The following is a 17,233-nucleotide window of genomic DNA, read 5'->3' as shown; positions in this document are numbered from 1 at the left end:
CTTTTTACTTCGCAATATTCACTGCTCTTGTTTCCCTAATCACAGTTACTTTCACCTGTCCTGGGTAGGTCATATCTGTTTGTATTTTCTGTGATAGGTTAAATGATAGTTCAGCAGCTTTATCATCAGTTACTTTTTCGCTTTCTACTATTACGCGTAACTCTCTACCTGCTTGTATAGCGTAAGCCTTCTTCACTCCTTGGAAGGTAAAGGCAGCATCTTCAAGGTCTTTAAGTCGTTGTATGTATGAGTCTAATACTTGGCGGCGTGCTCCTGGGCGTGCTCCACTAATAGCATCACATACTTGTACAATCGGCGATAGTAATGAGGTCATCTCAATCTCATCATGGTGAGCCCCAATAGCATTGCATACCTCAGGTTTTTCACCGTATTTCTCTGCCCACTCCATACCCAATATAGCGTGAGGAGTTTCACTCTCTACTTGTGGCACTTTACCTATGTCGTGTAATAAGCCAGCACGTTTTGCCAGTTTAGGGTTTAAGCCCAATTCAGCAGCCATTATACCACATAGTTTAGCCACCTCACGTGAGTGTTGCAAAAGGTTCTGTCCGTATGATGAACGATACTTCATACGCCCTACACATTTCACCAATTCAGGGTGCAATCCGTGAATACCAAGGTCAATAACAGTACGTTTCCCTATTTCAACTATTTCTTCTTCTATTTGTTTAGTGGTTTTCTCTACTACCTCTTCAATACGAGCCGGGTGAATACGTCCATCAGTAACTAATTTATGTAGTGATAAGCGTGCTATTTCACGGCGTACCGAGTCAAAGCATGAAAGTATAATAGCCTCAGGAGTATCATCCACTATAATCTCTACTCCAGTAGCCGCTTCTAAAGCGCGTATATTTCGCCCTTCTCTACCAATAATACGTCCTTTTACTTCGTCAGACTCTAAGTTAAATACCGATACACAGTTATCTACAGCCTCTTCAGTTCCTATACGTTGTATAGTATTGATAATAATCTTCCGAGCTTCTTGGTGTGCAGTTAGTTTAGCCTCTTCAATAGTAGTTTGTATATAAGCCATAGCATCAGCTTGGGCTTCACTGCGTAATGAGTCAGTAAGTTGTTTTTTAGCTTCCTCAGCCGATAAGCCCGAAATTACCTCTAATTGTAATACTTGGCTTTTGTGCAGTTTATCTATTTCTTCTTGTTTTTTATCAAGGGTCTGTAGGCGGTATTCTGCCTCCTGAGTCTTAGTTTCTAATTCATCTTTCAAACGCTTGTTTTGAGCCAACTCGTTTGATACTTGCGATTCTTTATCGCGTATGCGTTTTTCCGCTTCAGCCATTTTTTTATCTTTGGCTGTAATAGTCTTTTCGTGTTCAGCTTTTAGTTCTAAAAACTTCTCTTTAGCTTGGTAGATTTTTTCTTTCTTGATGTTTTCAGCTTCATTTTTAGCGTTTTTAAGCATCAAATCAGCCTCGTTTTGTGCATTAAGAATAATTTTAGAAGCATTCTTTTTCTCCAGCACTTTAGCGATGGCAAACCCTATTACAAGGGCAATGATAAAAACGGCAATGATTACTATAATACTTGTACTACTCATCTTGTTGTGATAATAATAAAAATTTGATATATAAAAAAAGCCTATATTGATTAGGTTGTTTCACGTAAAACTCTATGAAACAGGTTTAGGGATACTGGGTGGGGCAAGTATCCGTAACAATGACGGCGCGCTTTAGCCACTCCAACTCACCCTTTTTTTTAATGTTAATGTTGAGTTTACCGAAAAGTCAATCAATATAGGCAGTAAGTTATTCCTATGTATAAGAACTTGTTATCTTTTAAACAGCATCGTTCAAAAGGTTGTAAATGTTTTCTAACTTTTGTTTCACAGCTTTATCCTCATTAGTTTCGTCCAGCTTCTCCTGTGCAGCTTGTCTTGCCAATACAATAGCACACATAGCAAGTGCATCTTGTTTATCTCGCAGGTCGTAATTCTGTTCAAAGCTCTGAATCATCTCATTTATTTTCTTTGCAGCCATTCTAAAACTTTCCTCTTGTGCAGGCTCTGTCGATAGAGGATAAAGCCTATCCGCTACCATTAGCTTTATTTTCAAGAGGTCTTTTCTCATCAGTCTTATTTCAATAGTTGCAATATACACGCATCAATCTCTTTGATAAGTGCGTTTATTTTTAGCTTAGTTTCTGTTGTATGTTCTTTACTGCCTAATATCCGGTTCGCTACTTTCAAAGCGTCATTTTGCTTTTTAAGTTCTTGTAATGAGTTTTCAGCTGCTTCCTTTTCAGTATGCAGCTTGGCTATATTTCGCCTTAGTGTTTCATTTTCAGCTTCTAAATGTACTTTTTCGCTTCTTAATAATAACACTTTTTCCTCTACCAAATCTACTAATTGGCTTATACTACTCATCAATAGCGAACACTATAATATTCGGTGCAAAAATAAAACCTATTTTGCAAAAAAACAATTTTTTCGGCAAATAATTGTAATACAGTTTCACAACTGTTTTATTATCAATGATTTACCCATTCCCTTTGTGCGCTTTATAAAGATACACCAGCTGCACAATTATCAAAAAAGCATTAGGCAAAATTACCGGAATGCTATTAATACAATAACCAAATATTACAAAAAGCACACAGCCCACCAAGTTAGTAAGCCGTATATACACCAAGTTATCTTTAATAATAAAACTCAGCACCACAAATAAAGATGCCGCATATCCTACAAAATCAACCATTATCGTTTGTTTTTAATACGTAAATAACGCCGAAATCCAAACATTCCCAATGCAAGAACTCCAAAAATAATAAACATAGTCACTTTAGCCTCCGGAATATTCCAAAGCCTATAAGCCTCATAGCCACAATAAATAGCTATCGCCAAGTAAGCATACTCAAAAAATATACGTCCATTCATATCTGTTCAAAGTGTAGGTTTCACCTCGCAAAGGTAAACTATTTTTTCCAATCTACCAAATCCCCACCTAAATTACCATCACCATCCCACATCCCCCCATCTCTTCTCTTACTCCCTATAACACCGAACGAAGGATAAACGAACGAATAACGAAGGATAAACGAACTATAGTTAGCGAGCTGGCGCAGCTAAGTATGTCGCGAACGATAGCTCTCACCAAGCACAGCCATCCACCCCTCAGCTTTCTATATAGTAAAGCCTATTTCTCTTCTACAGCCAAAACACCCGTAGTTTTATGCGCTTTAACGGTCGAAAATTGCTTGTCAAAATCCATCCCAATACCCTTAGTAACAGTACCCTTCTGGTGGTCAGTAAAAGTAAACTCACGGTCTGTAAATATCCAATCCTCTTTCTGATCCCAAAACAACTGAGGGCTACGCAGTTGCTTCCCATCATAAGTAGTAAGCACCACACTATCGCGCAGCTCCACCATATCAGCAGTAGGGTAGATAATGCCATATTTAGCCTCCACCGTATTTTTATGCCTATTAGCATCGTAAAACTCCAATTTCACCCCCTCTGGGAATTCCGAATAAGGCATCTGTTGGTTCGTGAAATCCATGTTCAGCACACTGCTCAGCACCGCCACTACTTTTGTCGAGTCCGTATACACCAACTTAAAGTCAAAAGCCTCCCCCTGCGGATATTTCTTCCGTATGCTTAGCTCCTGCAAGTTCTTCATATCATTAGTACACGAAGCTAGTAGCATCCCAAGCCCAATACAGCAATAAAGTATAATATTTCGGATCATCATATTAAAAAAAAGCCAAAGGGAATAAACGCCCTTTGGCTAAAAATATAGTTTAGTTTTTTTTTAAAATGTCTATAATCTAGGTACAGTTATCGATTGTCCTATCCAGCATTTCAAAGAAAGTGATTTACCAGCCATGCCAGATTCAAACACATCCACCTTGCTAGGAGCTAGCGCATCATAGCGGGCAGCCAAACTTTCCAAACCTCCCTTACGAGCTACCTGAGCAGCAAGCCAGTACACAGCACGTTTTTCAAATGAAGTGCTACCACATTCATTAGCCGAGCTTGCGTAAGCATGAGCCATAATACGGTAAGCGTCAGAGTTTGAAGGGTTATAAGTAAGAGCTTTTTGAGCGTAAGCTACAGCTTGTCCTTTGCTGTGTTTTGTAGCAATACGAATCAACAATTTTGATTTCTTAAAGTTATCAGTCTCCAAGTTCACAGCCTCGTTGTAGTATTGGATAGCCTTGCTAGTATTACCACTCTTGTCGCTCATTACCCCTAAGTAGTAAGCCGAGTTAGCCGATGGAGCAACACTGTGCAATGAAGTAACTATCTTCACAAACAAAGGATCTTTAGTACAGTCCTTATCCGACATTTTACCTGCAGCACGGCGTAACCACTCTTCATTATTCTTATTAGCTTCAAAGTTTTTAGTGTAAAGCGGAATTAAGTTCTCGCAATCAGCAAGCTGTCCTAATTTAGCATCTATACTCTCACCAATAGTTTCGTAGTTATCCACACGTTTACGAGTAGCCTCCAAAGTCTTTTTGTCTTTTTCGCTAATAGTACCAGCTTCCTCAGCAGCCAAATACTGGTTAATTACAGTCGATAGCTCATTCTTTTCATCTTGTATCTTTTCCGATACGTTATCATAAGCATCAAATACCTCTTGTAGTTCTTTTTGTCCTTTTCCGTGCAAAGACACTAATTCCGAGAAGTACAAGTACAACGCTTTTTCATTCTTGAAGTTAGCTCTATCCTCAGTGAAAGCTTTATTCAAAAGGTCATAAATTTCTTGTTCGCTACCAGCATTTTCGTCAAATAATAGTAAGGCTTGGCGTATGCGCATCTCAGTAGCCGATAATTTAGCAGGAAATGCTTTGTTATAATCAGTATAAAGTTGGTTTAAATCTTTAATAAACTGAGTCTTTTGTCCCCCAGTGCTATTCTTTACTTTATCTTGAAGAATACGTTCTCCATAAGCAAAAACAGCAAAGTGCAAAGTAGGGCATGCAGTATATACTTCTTTCCATACAGGGTATGCCTCATTGTAGTTACGGGCTTTCGCATACTCACTGAATATTGAGAGTTTTTGTTTTAAATCTTCATTACTTTTGCAGTCTTGTGCCCCAGCGCTACCTATAAAAAATCCTGCAATTACTGTGGCTAATAAAATTCTTTTCTTCATCTTTTTAATTGTTTTTATTGATATTTTGTTTTTTGGAACCATTTGTCATTAAGGGTGAACCCTATTTTAAAGTTTATGTAATTCTCTTTCACAAGTCCCGAGTTTAATGTGCCTCGCTTTCCTATCTCAAGCACACCCGTAAGGTTTGAAAAGCCTCTTACTGGTAAGCTAACTCCAAAAGACGTGCCAAAATCATTTAGCGACTGTCCATTCAGTACCACACCTGTGTTTTCATAGCGCAATCCTAAGCGGTAAGTCACCCTATGCCAGTAGCTGGTAAATGAATTGTAGTTAGGTACCCAAAAACCTCCCAATGCTATCTGGTAGCTATCTTTATAGCTCACATTAGTAGTGCTCAAAAACGGATTGCTAAATGATTTTGTATTAGCGTAAGTGTATTCCAATCCAGTGAACCATTTCTGATGCTCCCCTATACCCAATCCTACTTCTATTTGTGTAGGCAAGGTCAGTTTAGTCTCTTTAATACCCTTAGCTCCCAAGTCTATTTGCTGAATGCTCCGTACCGATAGCTGCGTGCCCGAGTTCCCTCCATTCACATAGCTAAGCATTTGCACACTGCGTTCGTTATCACTACTTAATTTGCTTTCTGGGGTATACACTAGTGAGCTGTAAAGGCGCAAGCGGTGGCGTAGAGGCAGTTCATAGTACAGCCCAAAGTTTACCGAAGCTCCTTTAAGAGTCTGCTTACTGCTCTCTTGCGTGAAAAACTCTACATTGTACAGTTGCAAAATATCAGTCATCTCTATACTCCCAAAGTGGTACTTAAATGAAGCTCCTATACGTAGTCCATCATACAGTTTGTATCCTCCCGAAGCAAAAAACTGATTCACATTACCCTTGCCCTCATACTGCTGTACATTCCTATTCACAGTACTTTTCATCTTATATCCTACAGTCGAGTAAGGTACCAGTCCAAAGGCAACACCCAATTTCTCTGTTATTGGAAATCCCAAAGTAAAGTAATTCAGCGCCGAAGTCCTAGTTGTGAAATCCATATTGCTGGTTGCTACATTCTTGCGCTGCATAGTAAGTCCTGCCGAAAAAGCAGTGTATTTCAAGCCCGATAAGGCAGCAGGGTTTTGCATATTCACCCTTGTACTATCAGCATAAGTACCTATACCACCCATAGCACTCTCTTCAGCTATGCCGCCAAAATTGCGTTCACCCACACCATAAAATGAGTAAGGTGATTCAGTAGTCTGTTGCGCTACTGCAGCCAATGTACCTGTCAGCAAGGCAATAATAAGTGTATTTAGTTTCCTGTTCATATTCTCTTTTGATATTCCAAAATAGCATTCATCCCTTCAAGCAGTACGAATGGGGCGGCAAATATCGTACTTTTTATTCGTTCTGCCAAATAAAAATGATTACCCCCCGTCAAAACAGTTGTTAGGCTATTGTATTTTTTCTTGTATTGGGCTATTACACCTTCTATTTCGCGTAACACATTGTTATACACCCCACTCAGCATACACTTAGCAGTTGTATTGCCTACAAAATTCTCAGTATCAAAGTCTTCCTCTTCTATCAGTGGCAGCTTATCAGTATAGTGGTGCATTGCTTTCAGCCGCATAGCTATCCCTGGGGCTATAGCTCCTCCCAAGTACTCTTTCTTCTTGGTGATAAAATCAAAAGTGATACAAGTCCCAGCATCTATTACAAGCACATTCCTGCGCGGAAATCTCTTCATACCCCCTGCCACCAGCGCAATCCGGTCACAGCCTAAAGTTTGCGGACTCGCGTACTGGTTACTAAACGGCACAGGCGTGTCAGCCCTAAGGTGCAATACAGGTAAAGAAGTATATTCCTGCAGAAAAGCAAAACGCTCCCTGCTATGTTTCGCTACCGAAGATACAATCGCCTTCTTTATCCCTTTCAGTGAAAGCTCTTCCAAGAAATCTCCCTCAAAATGATCCTTCCCGAACGATTTAAAAAAGTATTGTTTATCTCCTTTATACAGTGCTACTTTTATTTGGCTATTTCCTTCGTCTATAATTAAGTTCATTGCTTATTGTACCTTACAATAATAGTGCCATTTAATTTCAAAATCACAATTTGCACCTGTATTTTGCCGGCAAAGGTACAAAACAATTATCAATTAACAATAAATTATGAACATTTTTCAGTTCCCCAACGTTTTTTCCTCCCTTTCATAAGCTCACATACACATTTTATGTTAATAAAAAATTCTCACTCATTTCCCATAATCATTGCCAAAAATTCAAACTTTTTACAACCCGACACTCTTCTATCTTCATTTTAGCCAAAAAATCACAAACCTCTATAAATCAATAAGAAAGAATTTTTATCACCCCCATTTCACTCCCTTTTTCACCTTAGCTATCTTATAGGATGAACGAACTCATAACGAACTATAAACGAACTATAAACGAAGGATACGCCTCACCTTCTTGATTTCCAGCCCTTTCACCCCCAACCCCTCCTTTTGCATAATTCGCAACAAAATCGCCCAATCCCCACATTATCCTCATCACCTCCACTACTTTTTTCTCTCTCCCCAATTCCCCAACTTCCCAATTTGCTAATTTGCTAATTTCCCAATTCCCCAATTTGCTAATTTCCTAATTTGCTAATTTTCTAATTCCCAAATTTGCTAATTTCCTTCTATTATTGTAACTTTGCAGCCTCTTTTAAAGACTCAAAATGAAAAGATTTTTAGCCTTTATTTTCCCTTCAAAATTAGCTTTTTAAAAACCATTAAATTAATATACAATGAAAAAATTATTTATTACCATTATGCTAGCAATTGTTACCAATCTGCAAGCACAAGAGACCTTCGGAATTGAACAACGTAACGGGCAGTATTACCAACTCGAAAAAGGCAAAGAAAAACTACTACCTTATACCCAAATCGCTCCCTTTTTTGAGTACCGAGCAGTTGTCAAAATCAATGGAAAATACGGCTATATTAACCCCCAAGCCCAGCTTATAAGCCCTGCAAAATACACCCAAGCTTTATCATTCGTCAGAGGCTTTGCCGTAGTAAAAATAGATGATAAATATGGAATCATTAACATTGATGGCAAAGAAGTAATACCAGTAGAATATTCCGATATTAAAAGAGGAGAAAATACTTTTATTGTTAAAAAAGACAACCTTTGGGGGCTTGTCGATACTTCAAACCACACCATACTCCCTATTGAATATACTAATATCCGATATTTTGATTTCTCTTTATTAGGAGCTATGAAAGACGAAAAACTAATCGTTTTTAACACCAAAGGCGAAATAGTTTTTGAACCTCATAACTTGTATAATGTAATGCCCCTATCACCCAATTTGTTCGTTGGTTTAGCCGATAATAAATTACATTTTTTTGCTCCCAAAGGTAAGAAACTCGCTACCTACGATGGAGGAAATTTCTTAAATACCCGAACTTGTGTAAGTGTTAAGCAAAACAATTTATGGGGTATTATTAGTACCAATGATACTCATATAATGGTACCTTTACAATATGCAGAACCTTTTCAACAACTCACCTCCCCCCAGCACGAACCCATCTATTTAGCAGCCAAACTCAATAACCATTGGGGAGTAATTGATTTGAATAACAACCCCTTAACCCCCTTTGAGTATGACGCTATCAATCCCTTTTTAGGAAATGTAATTAAAGCAAAAAAAGCTGATAAATGGGCACTGTTCGAAATTAAGGACAAAAAATTCACTCCATTAACCTCTTCTCAGTACGAAACAATAACCCTTGCTTTTGGCGAAATCATCATAGCAAAAAAAGAAAGTAAATATGGCCTGTTAGATATCAAAGGCGCTCCCCTTACATCCTTTAAATATGATGCCATAGGTTTAGAAGGAGTATTGAACAAAAAAAGAGGAGGCAACAATATTGAATCCACCTACATAGCAGCGCAACAAAATGGCTTATGGGGTGTTGTCGATTTAAATGATAAAATCCTACTCCCTTTTGAATATGAAGCAATAAACCCAATTAACAACGAAGTTTTTGCAGCCAAAAAGCAAGGCAAATGGGCAATGGTTAATTTTAATGGTAAAATACTCTCACCCTTCAAATATAATAGGATTGAAAAAGGATTTTATCCCCAACGCCTACGTGCCCACATCGATAACAAAATCGAATATCTAGATACAGAAGGAAATGTCTATGAAAAAGAAAAAATGGAGTAGTAATTACAGTACCATTCACATTTAGTCTTTTGCACTTATCACTTATCCCTCTCTCTAATTCCCCCATTTGCTAATTTGCTAATTCCCTAATTTCCAAAATTTGCTAATTTTCTACTTTGCCAATTCGCCAATTATTTGTATTTTTGCCCCGAAAACAAGGATAACACCCTTTGCTTATGTTGCGCAATATATCATTTAAAAAGCCCATTATCAATGGGTTATTAGCAATAGCTCCCTTCCTCTCATTACTGATGAGGGGCTTGGTAGCCTTAGCTCAAATGCTATATAAGCTGCTATCCTACTGTCTCCCTCTCCTCTGGAAAGGTATTATTTTCCTCCTCCTTATCATCCCCTACGGCTTGTTTTTGCTGTACAATAAAGCCAAGGATTTTTACCTCTCAGCCAAAGAAGATTCCCGCTCCCTTACCGATAGGTTCGGAAGCTGGCTCCATAGCCTCTGGAATATAGGGCTCCCCTCCACAACCACCTTTTTAGGCAAGGTCAAAGCAGCCCTACTTTTCATCCCCTTCATCCTCTATGCCTTAGTTGTTTTTGTCTATACAGTCATCACTATTTCAGGAATATGGTTATACAAAAAAGTACAAGGCATCCCCACCCCCACACGTTGGTGGGTCATAGCACTATTAGCCATTCCCTTTGCCCTGTATGCCCTTGTTGTACTAGCCTACACACTCCTCATTTTTATAGGGCAGCAAATATTTTACGCCCTTAAAAAATGCTGTTGCTGGTTACCTTATGGGCTTTCAGTAGCCTTAGGCTTTTTCTTCGATACCCTCGCCAAAGGCTGGCAGTACCTGCGCTACCTCTTGCAATATCTCTGGCAAGGACTACTTTTAGTGCTGATAGGTATCCCCTACGGTATAGGACTGCTTTTCAGAAGAAAAGAAGGTAAAAAGCCCAAAACCTATAAGTTCTATTTAAAATGGGCAGGCATAGCCATCGGCTCAGTAGTCGCTATGGTATCCCTGCTGGTAGCTTTGGTCTACTTCGGGGTTTTTGGCAAACTCCCTACAAAGCAAGAACTCAAAGAACTCAAGCAGGCCGAAGCCAGCCTCATTTACGATGATAGTGGCGAGTTTGTAGGCAAATTCTATATCTTTGATCGCACCAAGATTGATTATACCGATTTTCCTCCTTATCTGGTCAATGCCCTTATCGCTACCGAGGACGAGCGCTTTTATGAGCATAGCGGTATCGATACCCGAAGCCTTTTAAGGGTATTCTTCAAAACACTCCTCTTGCAGGACGACGCCTCAGGAGGGGGTAGTACCCTCACTATGCAGCTGGCGAAAAACATCTTTGGCCGTGCCGATCGTTATGGTAAGCTCACTATGCCTGTGCATAAAATTAAGGAAATGATTATTGCTCACCGTATCGAAAGCGTTTATAGTAAGGAAGAAATCATTACCCTTTACCTCAATACCGTTCCTTTTAGTGATAATACCTACGGTATCGAGGCAGCTTCATACCGCTTTTTCAGTAAGCCTGCCAAAGCCCTCACCCTTAATGAGGCAGCTACCCTTATAGGCACCCTCAAAGCCAATAATAGCTATAACCCTCGCACCGCCCCTCAGCGTAGTGAGGAACGCCGCAATGTGGTATTAGCCCAAATGAAAAAGAATGGCTTGCTCACCGAAACCGACTTTCAGGCTCACAAAAAAGATAGCCTTAAAATAGAGTATAACGGACTTGAAAATGAGGGCATAGCACCCTACCTCCGTGAGCAAATACGCTTGCAACTGCCCAATCTCCTCAAGGATATCACCAAGGACGATGGCACACCTTATAATATTTACAAAGATGGCTTGCGCATCTACACCACCATCAATCGCACTATGCAAGAGTATGCCGAAGCCTCTGTACGTAAGCACTTAGCTCGCTTGCAAAAAGATTTTGAATTGGCTTATGGCAAAAATGCCCCTTGGAAGCTCGATAATGAGTGGCTAAAACAAGAAGCCCAAAAACTACCTGCCTACAAGCAGCTCAAAGCCAATGGACTTACCGAAGAACAGATATGGGATAAGCTCAGCCAGAAAAAAGCTATGGATTTGAGCTTCTATGAAAAAGATAAAGTGCAAATGCACAGCACTCTCGATAGCCTTTCTTTCTTCTCCCGATTGCTAAACACAGGCTTTGTAGCCGTTAATCCGCAAACCGGCGCTATCAAAAGCTATGTCGGCGGTATCGATTTTCAGTACTTTAAGTACGACCACGTCTTGCAAAGCAAGCGCCAAGTAGGCTCTATATTTAAGCCTATTGTCTACGCCACAGCTTTAGAACAAGGAATGCCCGTATGCACACACTTCTCTCCACGTGCGCTCACCTATGCCGATGAGAAGTTCTGGACGCCTCGTAACTCCTCCAGTACCGACGACGATCCTTATACTTACTATTCAGTAGGCAAAGCCCTAAAAGAATCTCTAAATACTATAGCCGTACAAACTCTCTTTTATGCAGGCTTAGAAAAGGTTATCGCCAAGGCAAAAGCAATGGGTATTAGCTCCCATATACCCTCAGTGCCTTCCATTGCACTGGGTTCAGCCGAGCTGCCCGTGATCGAGATGGCTAAGGCTTATACCACCTTTGCCAATAACGGAGTGCCTTCTCAACCCTATTTTATTGAAAAAATAACCGACAAAAAAGGCAAGGTATTATGGGAATATAAGCCCAAAAAAGAAGCCCCTGCCCTTACCGAAACTACCACCCAGCAGATGTTGCAGCTAATGCGCGCTACTGTTAATGAAGGTACCGCATCGCGTATGCGTGGCCAGTATGGTCTCACCAATGACCTCGCAGGCAAAACAGGTACTACCCAAGATAATAAAGACGGCTGGTTTGCGGGGTTATTACCCAATCTGGTAATGATTAGTTGGGTAGGTAATGATCAGCAGATAGGCTTCCGCAGCACCCGTTTAGGACAAGGTGCCAACTCTGCTTTGCCTATCGCCGCCCTCTTTGTATCACAACTCAACCGCAATAAGAAGTTTAAGGATATTACTCAGGCTACCTTCACCATCGATGAGGAACTGAAAAGTGAAATACTCAGTTGCGAACCAGTAATACGCGAAGGCTTCCTTGATCGCCTTTTCAGTACCTCTACCACCGTAAAGGATACCGTAGCTGCCGGCGAACTACATTACCGCATCTATGAGCGCAGCAGTAAGCTACATAGTATAGATAATCCCGACGAAGACATATCTATTGACGATGTAGTCCCTCCTACTACCAAGCCTACCACTACCTCTACCCAAGAACAAGAAGAAGATAAACCCAAAAAGAAAGGTTTTTTTGGAAGAATATTTAAGTAATATGAGAAAAATAGTATTTTTAACCATCGCCCTTATGATGGGCGTATTTACCACTAACGCACAACAAAAAAAATTAGCTGTGAGAACAATAGCTTTTTACAATGTCGAGAACCTGTTCGACACTATTAACGACCCTCATAAGTTCGACGACGATCGTACCCCTCAAGGTGCCGATCGCTGGACGAGCAAGGTATATAATGACCACGTCGAAAAAATAGCAAAGGTAATATCCGAAATAGGTGCCGATGTTACCCACCACGCCCCCGATATAGTAGGACTTGCCGAAATTGAAAATGAGGCCGTAGTAGCCGATCTTCTCAATACTAAGTACTTGAAAAAGTACAATTATGGTATTGTACATTATGAGTCCCCCGATTCTCGTGGGGTCGATGTAGCCCTTATCTACAAAAAAGGGGTGTTTAAACCCATTTCATCTTTCCCACATCCACTACATCTCACCAAGGACGATGGCAAACCTCTCTACACTCGTGATCAGCTATTAGTATCAGGTGAGTTAGATGGTGAGATGGTGCATTTTATTGTGAATCACTGGCCTTCACGCTTAGGAGGCGAAACCAAAAGCCGCCCCTTACGTGAGCAAGCAGCTGCCCTAAACAAGCAAATTATCGACTCTCTACTAAAACAAGACCCTAATGCTAAGATCATCGCTATGGGCGACTTTAATGACGATCCTATCAATTCAGGATTTAAAAACATACTTAAAACTAAGGAAAGAAAAGAAGATGTAAAGCAAGGTGAACTCTTTAACCCTATGGAAGCAATGCTTAAAAAAGGAATGGGTACACTTGCCTATCAAGATGGTTGGAACCTCTTTGACCAGTTCTACTTCACCTATGATTTGCTTAAAGAAGACAAAAGCAGTTACCGTTATTGGAAAACTGGTATCTTTAACCGTCCGTATTTAACCAATCCCAAAGGGCGTTACAAAGGCTACCCCTTCCGCAGTATGAGCAATGGCAACTACACTTGGGGCTATTCCGACCATTTCCCTATTTATATGTATTTAATAAGAGAACTGAAATAAAGCTATTAATAATATAAAAATGCTATTTAACGAGTATAAGTATTTTAACTACTCTTTTCCTGAACCTCAGTATTTAGGAGCTAAACACACCCATTTAGCGTGGATAAAAAAATTTATCCCAAATGGGGTGTATATAGCTCTTGATGCTTTTGCAGGATCCCAATCAGTAGCTTACCTATTTAAACAAATGCAGCTACAAGTGATTACGAATGATTTTTTAAACTTTAATCACCAAATAGGATTAGCACTCATTGAGAATAGTCAAGATACCCTTACTCCTGATGATGTATCTTTATTGCTTTCAGAGTCTCCTCAAAAAAGCGAATACACTCTTATTTCCGATCTTTATACAGATATTTTTTTTGAAAAAAGTGAAGCTTTTTTCTTAGATAATTTTAGAGCAAACATTCCTTTATTAGCTTCAAAATACAAGCAAGCTCTTGCTTTTGCAGTACTTAATAGGAGTATGACACGTAAGATTACAATGGGGCATTTTGCTCATACACAAGCCTTGAACTATGCCAATGATCCTCAACGTGTTAAGCGTAATAGGAGTTTAACGCGCCCCATTCGAGATATTTTTGAAGAGCTTTTACCTAAATACAATAACGCTGTTTTTAATAATCAAGCTACTAATAAAAGTTACCAAAAAAATATTTTAGACTTACTCCCTTTGTTAGACCGAGTAGATCTTGCATATTTTGATCCTCCTTATTGTGATAGTCACGCCGATTATCAAAGTTTTTATCACTTACCCGAAACTTTCACTAAGTATTGGAAGGATAAGCAGTTTGTTAATACTATTAAACGATATGAGCCACAGCAGTTTAGTGGTTTTGATAAAAAAAGAGATGTAATCACATCTTTTGAAACTCTTTTTGAGTACAGTAAAGATATCCCACATTGGCTTATCAGCTATAATGACCGCAGTTATCCATCTATAGAAATTCTCACTACTCTTATTTCTAAATACAAAGAAGTAACAGTAGAAGCTAAGTCTTACCATAACGGTAGGGGAGGCAAAGGTAGTGTGGCAGGGAGCAAGGAAATTCTTTTTGTATGCAAACCTAAACTACATATTAGCTTTGCTGTTCCTAAAAAAGAAATATTGACCTATGGACAACTTTAAACATTGGAAAGAATCACAACAAAAACAACAATTAGCAGTATTTAATACTGATAGTAGTGCTTTGTTGTGGCTTAAAATTAAATCTATTTTACGCAAAGAATTACTATCTAAGTTCCTTAGTTTATACCATATAGATTTAAAACACACTACATTGAGTTTGCAATTTGAAGAACTATTCAATTTATTAGAACAAGATATTCCTAAATCTCACGCTATGTTGGATAGCTTTATAAAACAAATAAGTTACAAACAAATTAAGGATTCTAATCAAGAGCAACTCATTTCCGAACTTTACAAACTCAACTATTTTCAATGGGGAGGAGACTATCAGAACTCATTAGATAAGTATCTTATAAGTAAGTATGTAAAGGTAAAACAACCTTCATATCAAGAACTATTATCTAAATTCGACACCGAAATTAATACTACTGTACAAAATTATGTGCTAAGTAGCTGGTATAATCACTGGAGCAGTATCTTGATAGAAAACATCTTTAAGCAACATCCTATTGTGTTACCTACTATTGGGCAAATAAAAAATGTAGATTTCATCATTAATAATATCCCTTTTGACTTAAAAGTTACTTACTTTCCCAATGAATATATGAAGCAAAAAAGAAAGGAAATAGGATTGCCTTCCGAGCTTACTTTTTTGAAAAATAAGGCTGCTGAACTGGGAATTTTCTTTGATAAAAAAGCTAAACCAGCTACTATACAATACGAAATCATAGAAAAGTTAAAAGACAGAAATGACACATCCTCTATAGCTATATTAAAGCAGTTAGAAAAAGAGCGTTTAAGTGTTATAGCTCAAGCACAACTAAATCCTAAGTTACTTATACAGTGGCTTTATGAAAATCAAGGAGAGATGCGTTTTGGAGCTGAAAACAGATTGTTTCTAATACTTGTTGATACTGATGATTTTGAAAACTCGTGGAAACTAAAGCGTAATATTAATATACTTCAACCCGCTATTCATCAGTATTTAGATAGCTTTAGCAAGAAAGAAACTCACTCACTAAAAATAGAGTTTACCTATAAAAATAATATTCAAAAATACACAGCTTTAGCTGATTGTATTTTCATTGTAAAATAAGTATTCTATGCTCCATTATTTTTCATCAGATTTCACTATTGGAATATTGGGCGGGGGGCAGCTCGGCAAAATGCTGCTCACCGAAACCCGTAAGTTTGATATTGCAACCAAGGTGCTCGACCCTGCTGCCGATGCCCCTTCTCGCATAGCTTGTAATACCTTTGTACAAGGTAGCCTTACCGATTATGATACGGTATATAACTTCGGCAAAAATGTTGATGTGCTTACCATAGAAATTGAGAACGTGAACGTAGCTGCCCTTAAGCAATTACAAGCCGAAGGGGTGAAGGTATACCCCACACCCCAAACCATTGAGCGTATCCAAAGCAAGGCTACCCAAAAGCAGTTTTATGCAGCTCATAACATTCCTACTGCCGATTTTAAGGTGTTCAATCAGCTGTCCGAATTAAAGCAAGCCATAGAGGCAAAGGCGGTAACATTGCCTTTTGTATGGAAGTCAGCCAGATTTGGCTACGATGGGAATGGGGTCAAAATAGTGCGACAACTTTCCGACCTTACCTCCTTACCCGATGGTGAGTGTATTGCCGAAGCACTTGTGCCTTTTGCTAAAGAATTGGCTGTAATTGTAGCCCGTAGTGCCAGCGGCGAGGTACGCACATACCCAGTGGTTGAAATGGAGTTCCACCCCGAAGCCAATCAAGTGGAATATGTATTGTGTCCAGCCCGTATTAACGATGCTATAGCCCAAAAAGCACGCAGTGTAGCTATGCAGGTGGCCAACGCTTTTCAGGTGGTAGGACTTTTAGCAGTCGAACTTTTCCTAACAGCCGATGGTGATATATTAGTGAATGAAGTAGCACCACGTCCGCATAACTCGGGGCATTATAGTATCGAGGCCGCTTATACCAACCAGTTTGAGCAGCATTTAAGAGCGATATTGAATTTGCCTTTGGGCTGTACCGATAGTAAGGTTGCAGGCGTAATGGTGAACCTTGTAGGAGCCGAGGGCTACCAAGGCGATGTAGTATATGAAAATATAGAACAAATATTAGCTATGGACTGTGTTACACCTCACATTTATGGCAAGCGCCAAACACGTCCTTTCCGCAAGATGGGACACGTAACAATTGTAAGTTCCGATATTGAGCGCGCAAGGGCTATTGCCGAAAAGGTAAAGAACACTATTTTAGTAGTAAGCCGTTAGTAATCATCAGGATTAGAAATATTTAAAAGGCTGTTAGGCGTGAGTTTAGCAGCCTTTTTTGTTCTGTATTTATTCATTTTCCTACACTCATCCTATGGCTATTATTGGGTGTATACATACTTATGATAGTTAGCTAAAAGTTTCTTTTTTGA

15 protein-coding genes are annotated in these 17,233 nt (G+C 39.3%); 6 read left to right on the top strand and 9 right to left on the bottom strand.

Annotation, left to right across the window (positions count from 1 at the left end; translation table 11 throughout):
- Positions 1-4: 4 nt before the first annotated feature.
- From rny to C4H12_RS09505, 9 genes are all read right to left on the bottom strand, one after another.
- Positions 5-1,576, bottom strand: coding sequence for a ribonuclease Y (gene rny, locus C4H12_RS09545; RefSeq protein WP_106098714.1), 1,572 nt, complete (start codon positions 1,574-1,576; stop codon positions 5-7).
- 238 nt (positions 1,577-1,814) lie between these two features.
- A complete protein-coding gene (locus tag C4H12_RS09540; protein WP_106098713.1) occupies positions 1,815-2,105 on the bottom strand; it encodes a cell division protein ZapA in 291 nt (96 codons plus the stop codon).
- Between the two features lie 5 nt (positions 2,106-2,110).
- Positions 2,111-2,401 carry a hypothetical protein gene (locus tag C4H12_RS09535; RefSeq protein WP_106098712.1) on the bottom strand — a complete coding sequence of 97 codons (291 nt, stop codon included), beginning with the start codon at positions 2,399-2,401 and terminating at the stop codon, positions 2,111-2,113.
- Positions 2,402-2,513: 112 nt separating this feature from the next.
- Positions 2,514-2,732, bottom strand: a complete 219-nt coding sequence (locus tag C4H12_RS09530) for a uroporphyrinogen decarboxylase (protein ID WP_106098711.1) — start codon at positions 2,730-2,732, stop codon at positions 2,514-2,516.
- Complete coding sequence (locus tag C4H12_RS09525) at positions 2,732-2,911, bottom strand: hypothetical protein (protein WP_106098710.1); 180 nt, start codon at positions 2,909-2,911, stop codon at positions 2,732-2,734. The genes C4H12_RS09530 and C4H12_RS09525 overlap by 1 nt, the downstream gene beginning before the upstream one ends.
- Positions 2,912-3,170: 259 nt before the next feature.
- On the bottom strand, positions 3,171-3,725 hold the full coding sequence (lptC, locus tag C4H12_RS09520; RefSeq protein ID WP_106098709.1) for an LPS export ABC transporter periplasmic protein LptC: 555 nt from the start codon (positions 3,723-3,725) through the stop codon (positions 3,171-3,173).
- Positions 3,726-3,794: 69 nt separating this feature from the next.
- On the bottom strand, positions 3,795-5,135 hold the full coding sequence (locus C4H12_RS09515) for a hypothetical protein (protein WP_106099468.1): 1,341 nt from the start codon (positions 5,133-5,135) through the stop codon (positions 3,795-3,797).
- A gap of 14 nt (positions 5,136-5,149) precedes the next feature.
- Positions 5,150-6,424, bottom strand: a complete 1,275-nt coding sequence (locus C4H12_RS09510; RefSeq protein WP_106098708.1) for an outer membrane protein transport protein — start codon at positions 6,422-6,424, stop codon at positions 5,150-5,152.
- Positions 6,421-7,161 (bottom strand): type III pantothenate kinase, encoded by a 741-nt coding sequence (locus C4H12_RS09505; protein WP_106098707.1) that lies wholly within the window; start codon positions 7,159-7,161, stop codon positions 6,421-6,423. Before C4H12_RS09505 ends, C4H12_RS09510 begins: the two co-directional genes overlap by 4 nt.
- 728 nt (positions 7,162-7,889) lie before the next feature.
- Between C4H12_RS09505 and C4H12_RS09495 the strand changes: the two genes are divergently transcribed.
- From C4H12_RS09495 to C4H12_RS09470, 6 genes are all read left to right on the top strand, one after another.
- Positions 7,890-9,317 carry a WG repeat-containing protein gene (locus C4H12_RS09495; RefSeq protein WP_106098705.1) on the top strand — a complete coding sequence of 476 codons (1,428 nt, stop codon included), beginning with the start codon at positions 7,890-7,892 and terminating at the stop codon, positions 9,315-9,317.
- Between the two features lie 815 nt (positions 9,318-10,132).
- Positions 10,133-12,646 (top strand): transglycosylase domain-containing protein, encoded by a 2,514-nt coding sequence (locus C4H12_RS09490; protein WP_371514501.1) that lies wholly within the window; start codon positions 10,133-10,135, stop codon positions 12,644-12,646.
- A 1-nt stretch (position 12,647) separates the two neighbouring features.
- The gene (locus tag C4H12_RS09485) at positions 12,648-13,691 is read left to right on the top strand and encodes an endonuclease/exonuclease/phosphatase family protein (protein ID WP_106098704.1); all 1,044 of its coding nucleotides are present in this window, start codon (positions 12,648-12,650) and stop codon (positions 13,689-13,691) included.
- 19 nt (positions 13,692-13,710) lie between these two features.
- On the top strand, positions 13,711-14,820 hold the full coding sequence (locus tag C4H12_RS09480; RefSeq protein WP_106098703.1) for a DNA adenine methylase: 1,110 nt from the start codon (positions 13,711-13,713) through the stop codon (positions 14,818-14,820).
- The gene (locus C4H12_RS09475) at positions 14,807-15,916 is read left to right on the top strand and encodes a hypothetical protein (protein WP_106098702.1); all 1,110 of its coding nucleotides are present in this window, start codon (positions 14,807-14,809) and stop codon (positions 15,914-15,916) included. The genes C4H12_RS09480 and C4H12_RS09475 overlap by 14 nt, the downstream gene beginning before the upstream one ends.
- A 7-nt stretch (positions 15,917-15,923) precedes the next feature.
- Entirely contained in the window at positions 15,924-17,081 is a 1,158-nt protein-coding gene (locus tag C4H12_RS09470; protein ID WP_106098701.1) for a 5-(carboxyamino)imidazole ribonucleotide synthase, read from the top strand.
- Positions 17,082-17,233: the final 152 nt, after the last annotated feature.

The sequence above is a fragment of the Capnocytophaga sp. oral taxon 878 genome, from assembly GCF_002999135.1.
Taxonomy (GTDB): domain Bacteria; phylum Bacteroidota; class Bacteroidia; order Flavobacteriales; family Flavobacteriaceae; genus Capnocytophaga.
Note: the sequence above shows the minus strand (reverse complement) of the source record. Positions and strands in the feature narration are given on the sequence as shown.

Excerpts from the sequence above, each read along its gene's own strand:
- rny (WP_106098714.1), bottom strand. The coding sequence starts at position 1,576 with ATGAGTAGTACAAGTATTATAGTAATCATTGCCGTTTTTATCATTGCC.
- C4H12_RS09540 (WP_106098713.1), bottom strand. The coding sequence starts at position 2,105 with ATGAGAAAAGACCTCTTGAAAATAAAGCTAATGGTAGCGGATAGGCTT.
- C4H12_RS09535 (WP_106098712.1), bottom strand. The coding sequence starts at position 2,401 with ATGAGTAGTATAAGCCAATTAGTAGATTTGGTAGAGGAAAAAGTGTTA.
- C4H12_RS09530 (WP_106098711.1), bottom strand. The coding sequence starts at position 2,732 with ATGGTTGATTTTGTAGGATATGCGGCATCTTTATTTGTGGTGCTGAGT.
- C4H12_RS09525 (WP_106098710.1), bottom strand. The coding sequence starts at position 2,911 with ATGAATGGACGTATATTTTTTGAGTATGCTTACTTGGCGATAGCTATT.
- lptC (WP_106098709.1), bottom strand. The coding sequence starts at position 3,725 with ATGATGATCCGAAATATTATACTTTATTGCTGTATTGGGCTTGGGATG.
- C4H12_RS09515 (WP_106099468.1), bottom strand. The coding sequence starts at position 5,135 with ATGAAGAAAAGAATTTTATTAGCCACAGTAATTGCAGGATTTTTTATA.
- C4H12_RS09510 (WP_106098708.1), bottom strand. The coding sequence starts at position 6,424 with ATGAACAGGAAACTAAATACACTTATTATTGCCTTGCTGACAGGTACA.
- C4H12_RS09505 (WP_106098707.1), bottom strand. The coding sequence starts at position 7,161 with ATGAACTTAATTATAGACGAAGGAAATAGCCAAATAAAAGTAGCACTG.
- C4H12_RS09495 (WP_106098705.1), top strand. The coding sequence starts at position 7,890 with ATGAAAAAATTATTTATTACCATTATGCTAGCAATTGTTACCAATCTG.
- C4H12_RS09485 (WP_106098704.1), top strand. The coding sequence starts at position 12,648 with ATGAGAAAAATAGTATTTTTAACCATCGCCCTTATGATGGGCGTATTT.
- C4H12_RS09480 (WP_106098703.1), top strand. The coding sequence starts at position 13,711 with ATGCTATTTAACGAGTATAAGTATTTTAACTACTCTTTTCCTGAACCT.
- C4H12_RS09475 (WP_106098702.1), top strand. The coding sequence starts at position 14,807 with ATGGACAACTTTAAACATTGGAAAGAATCACAACAAAAACAACAATTA.
- C4H12_RS09470 (WP_106098701.1), top strand. The coding sequence starts at position 15,924 with ATGCTCCATTATTTTTCATCAGATTTCACTATTGGAATATTGGGCGGG.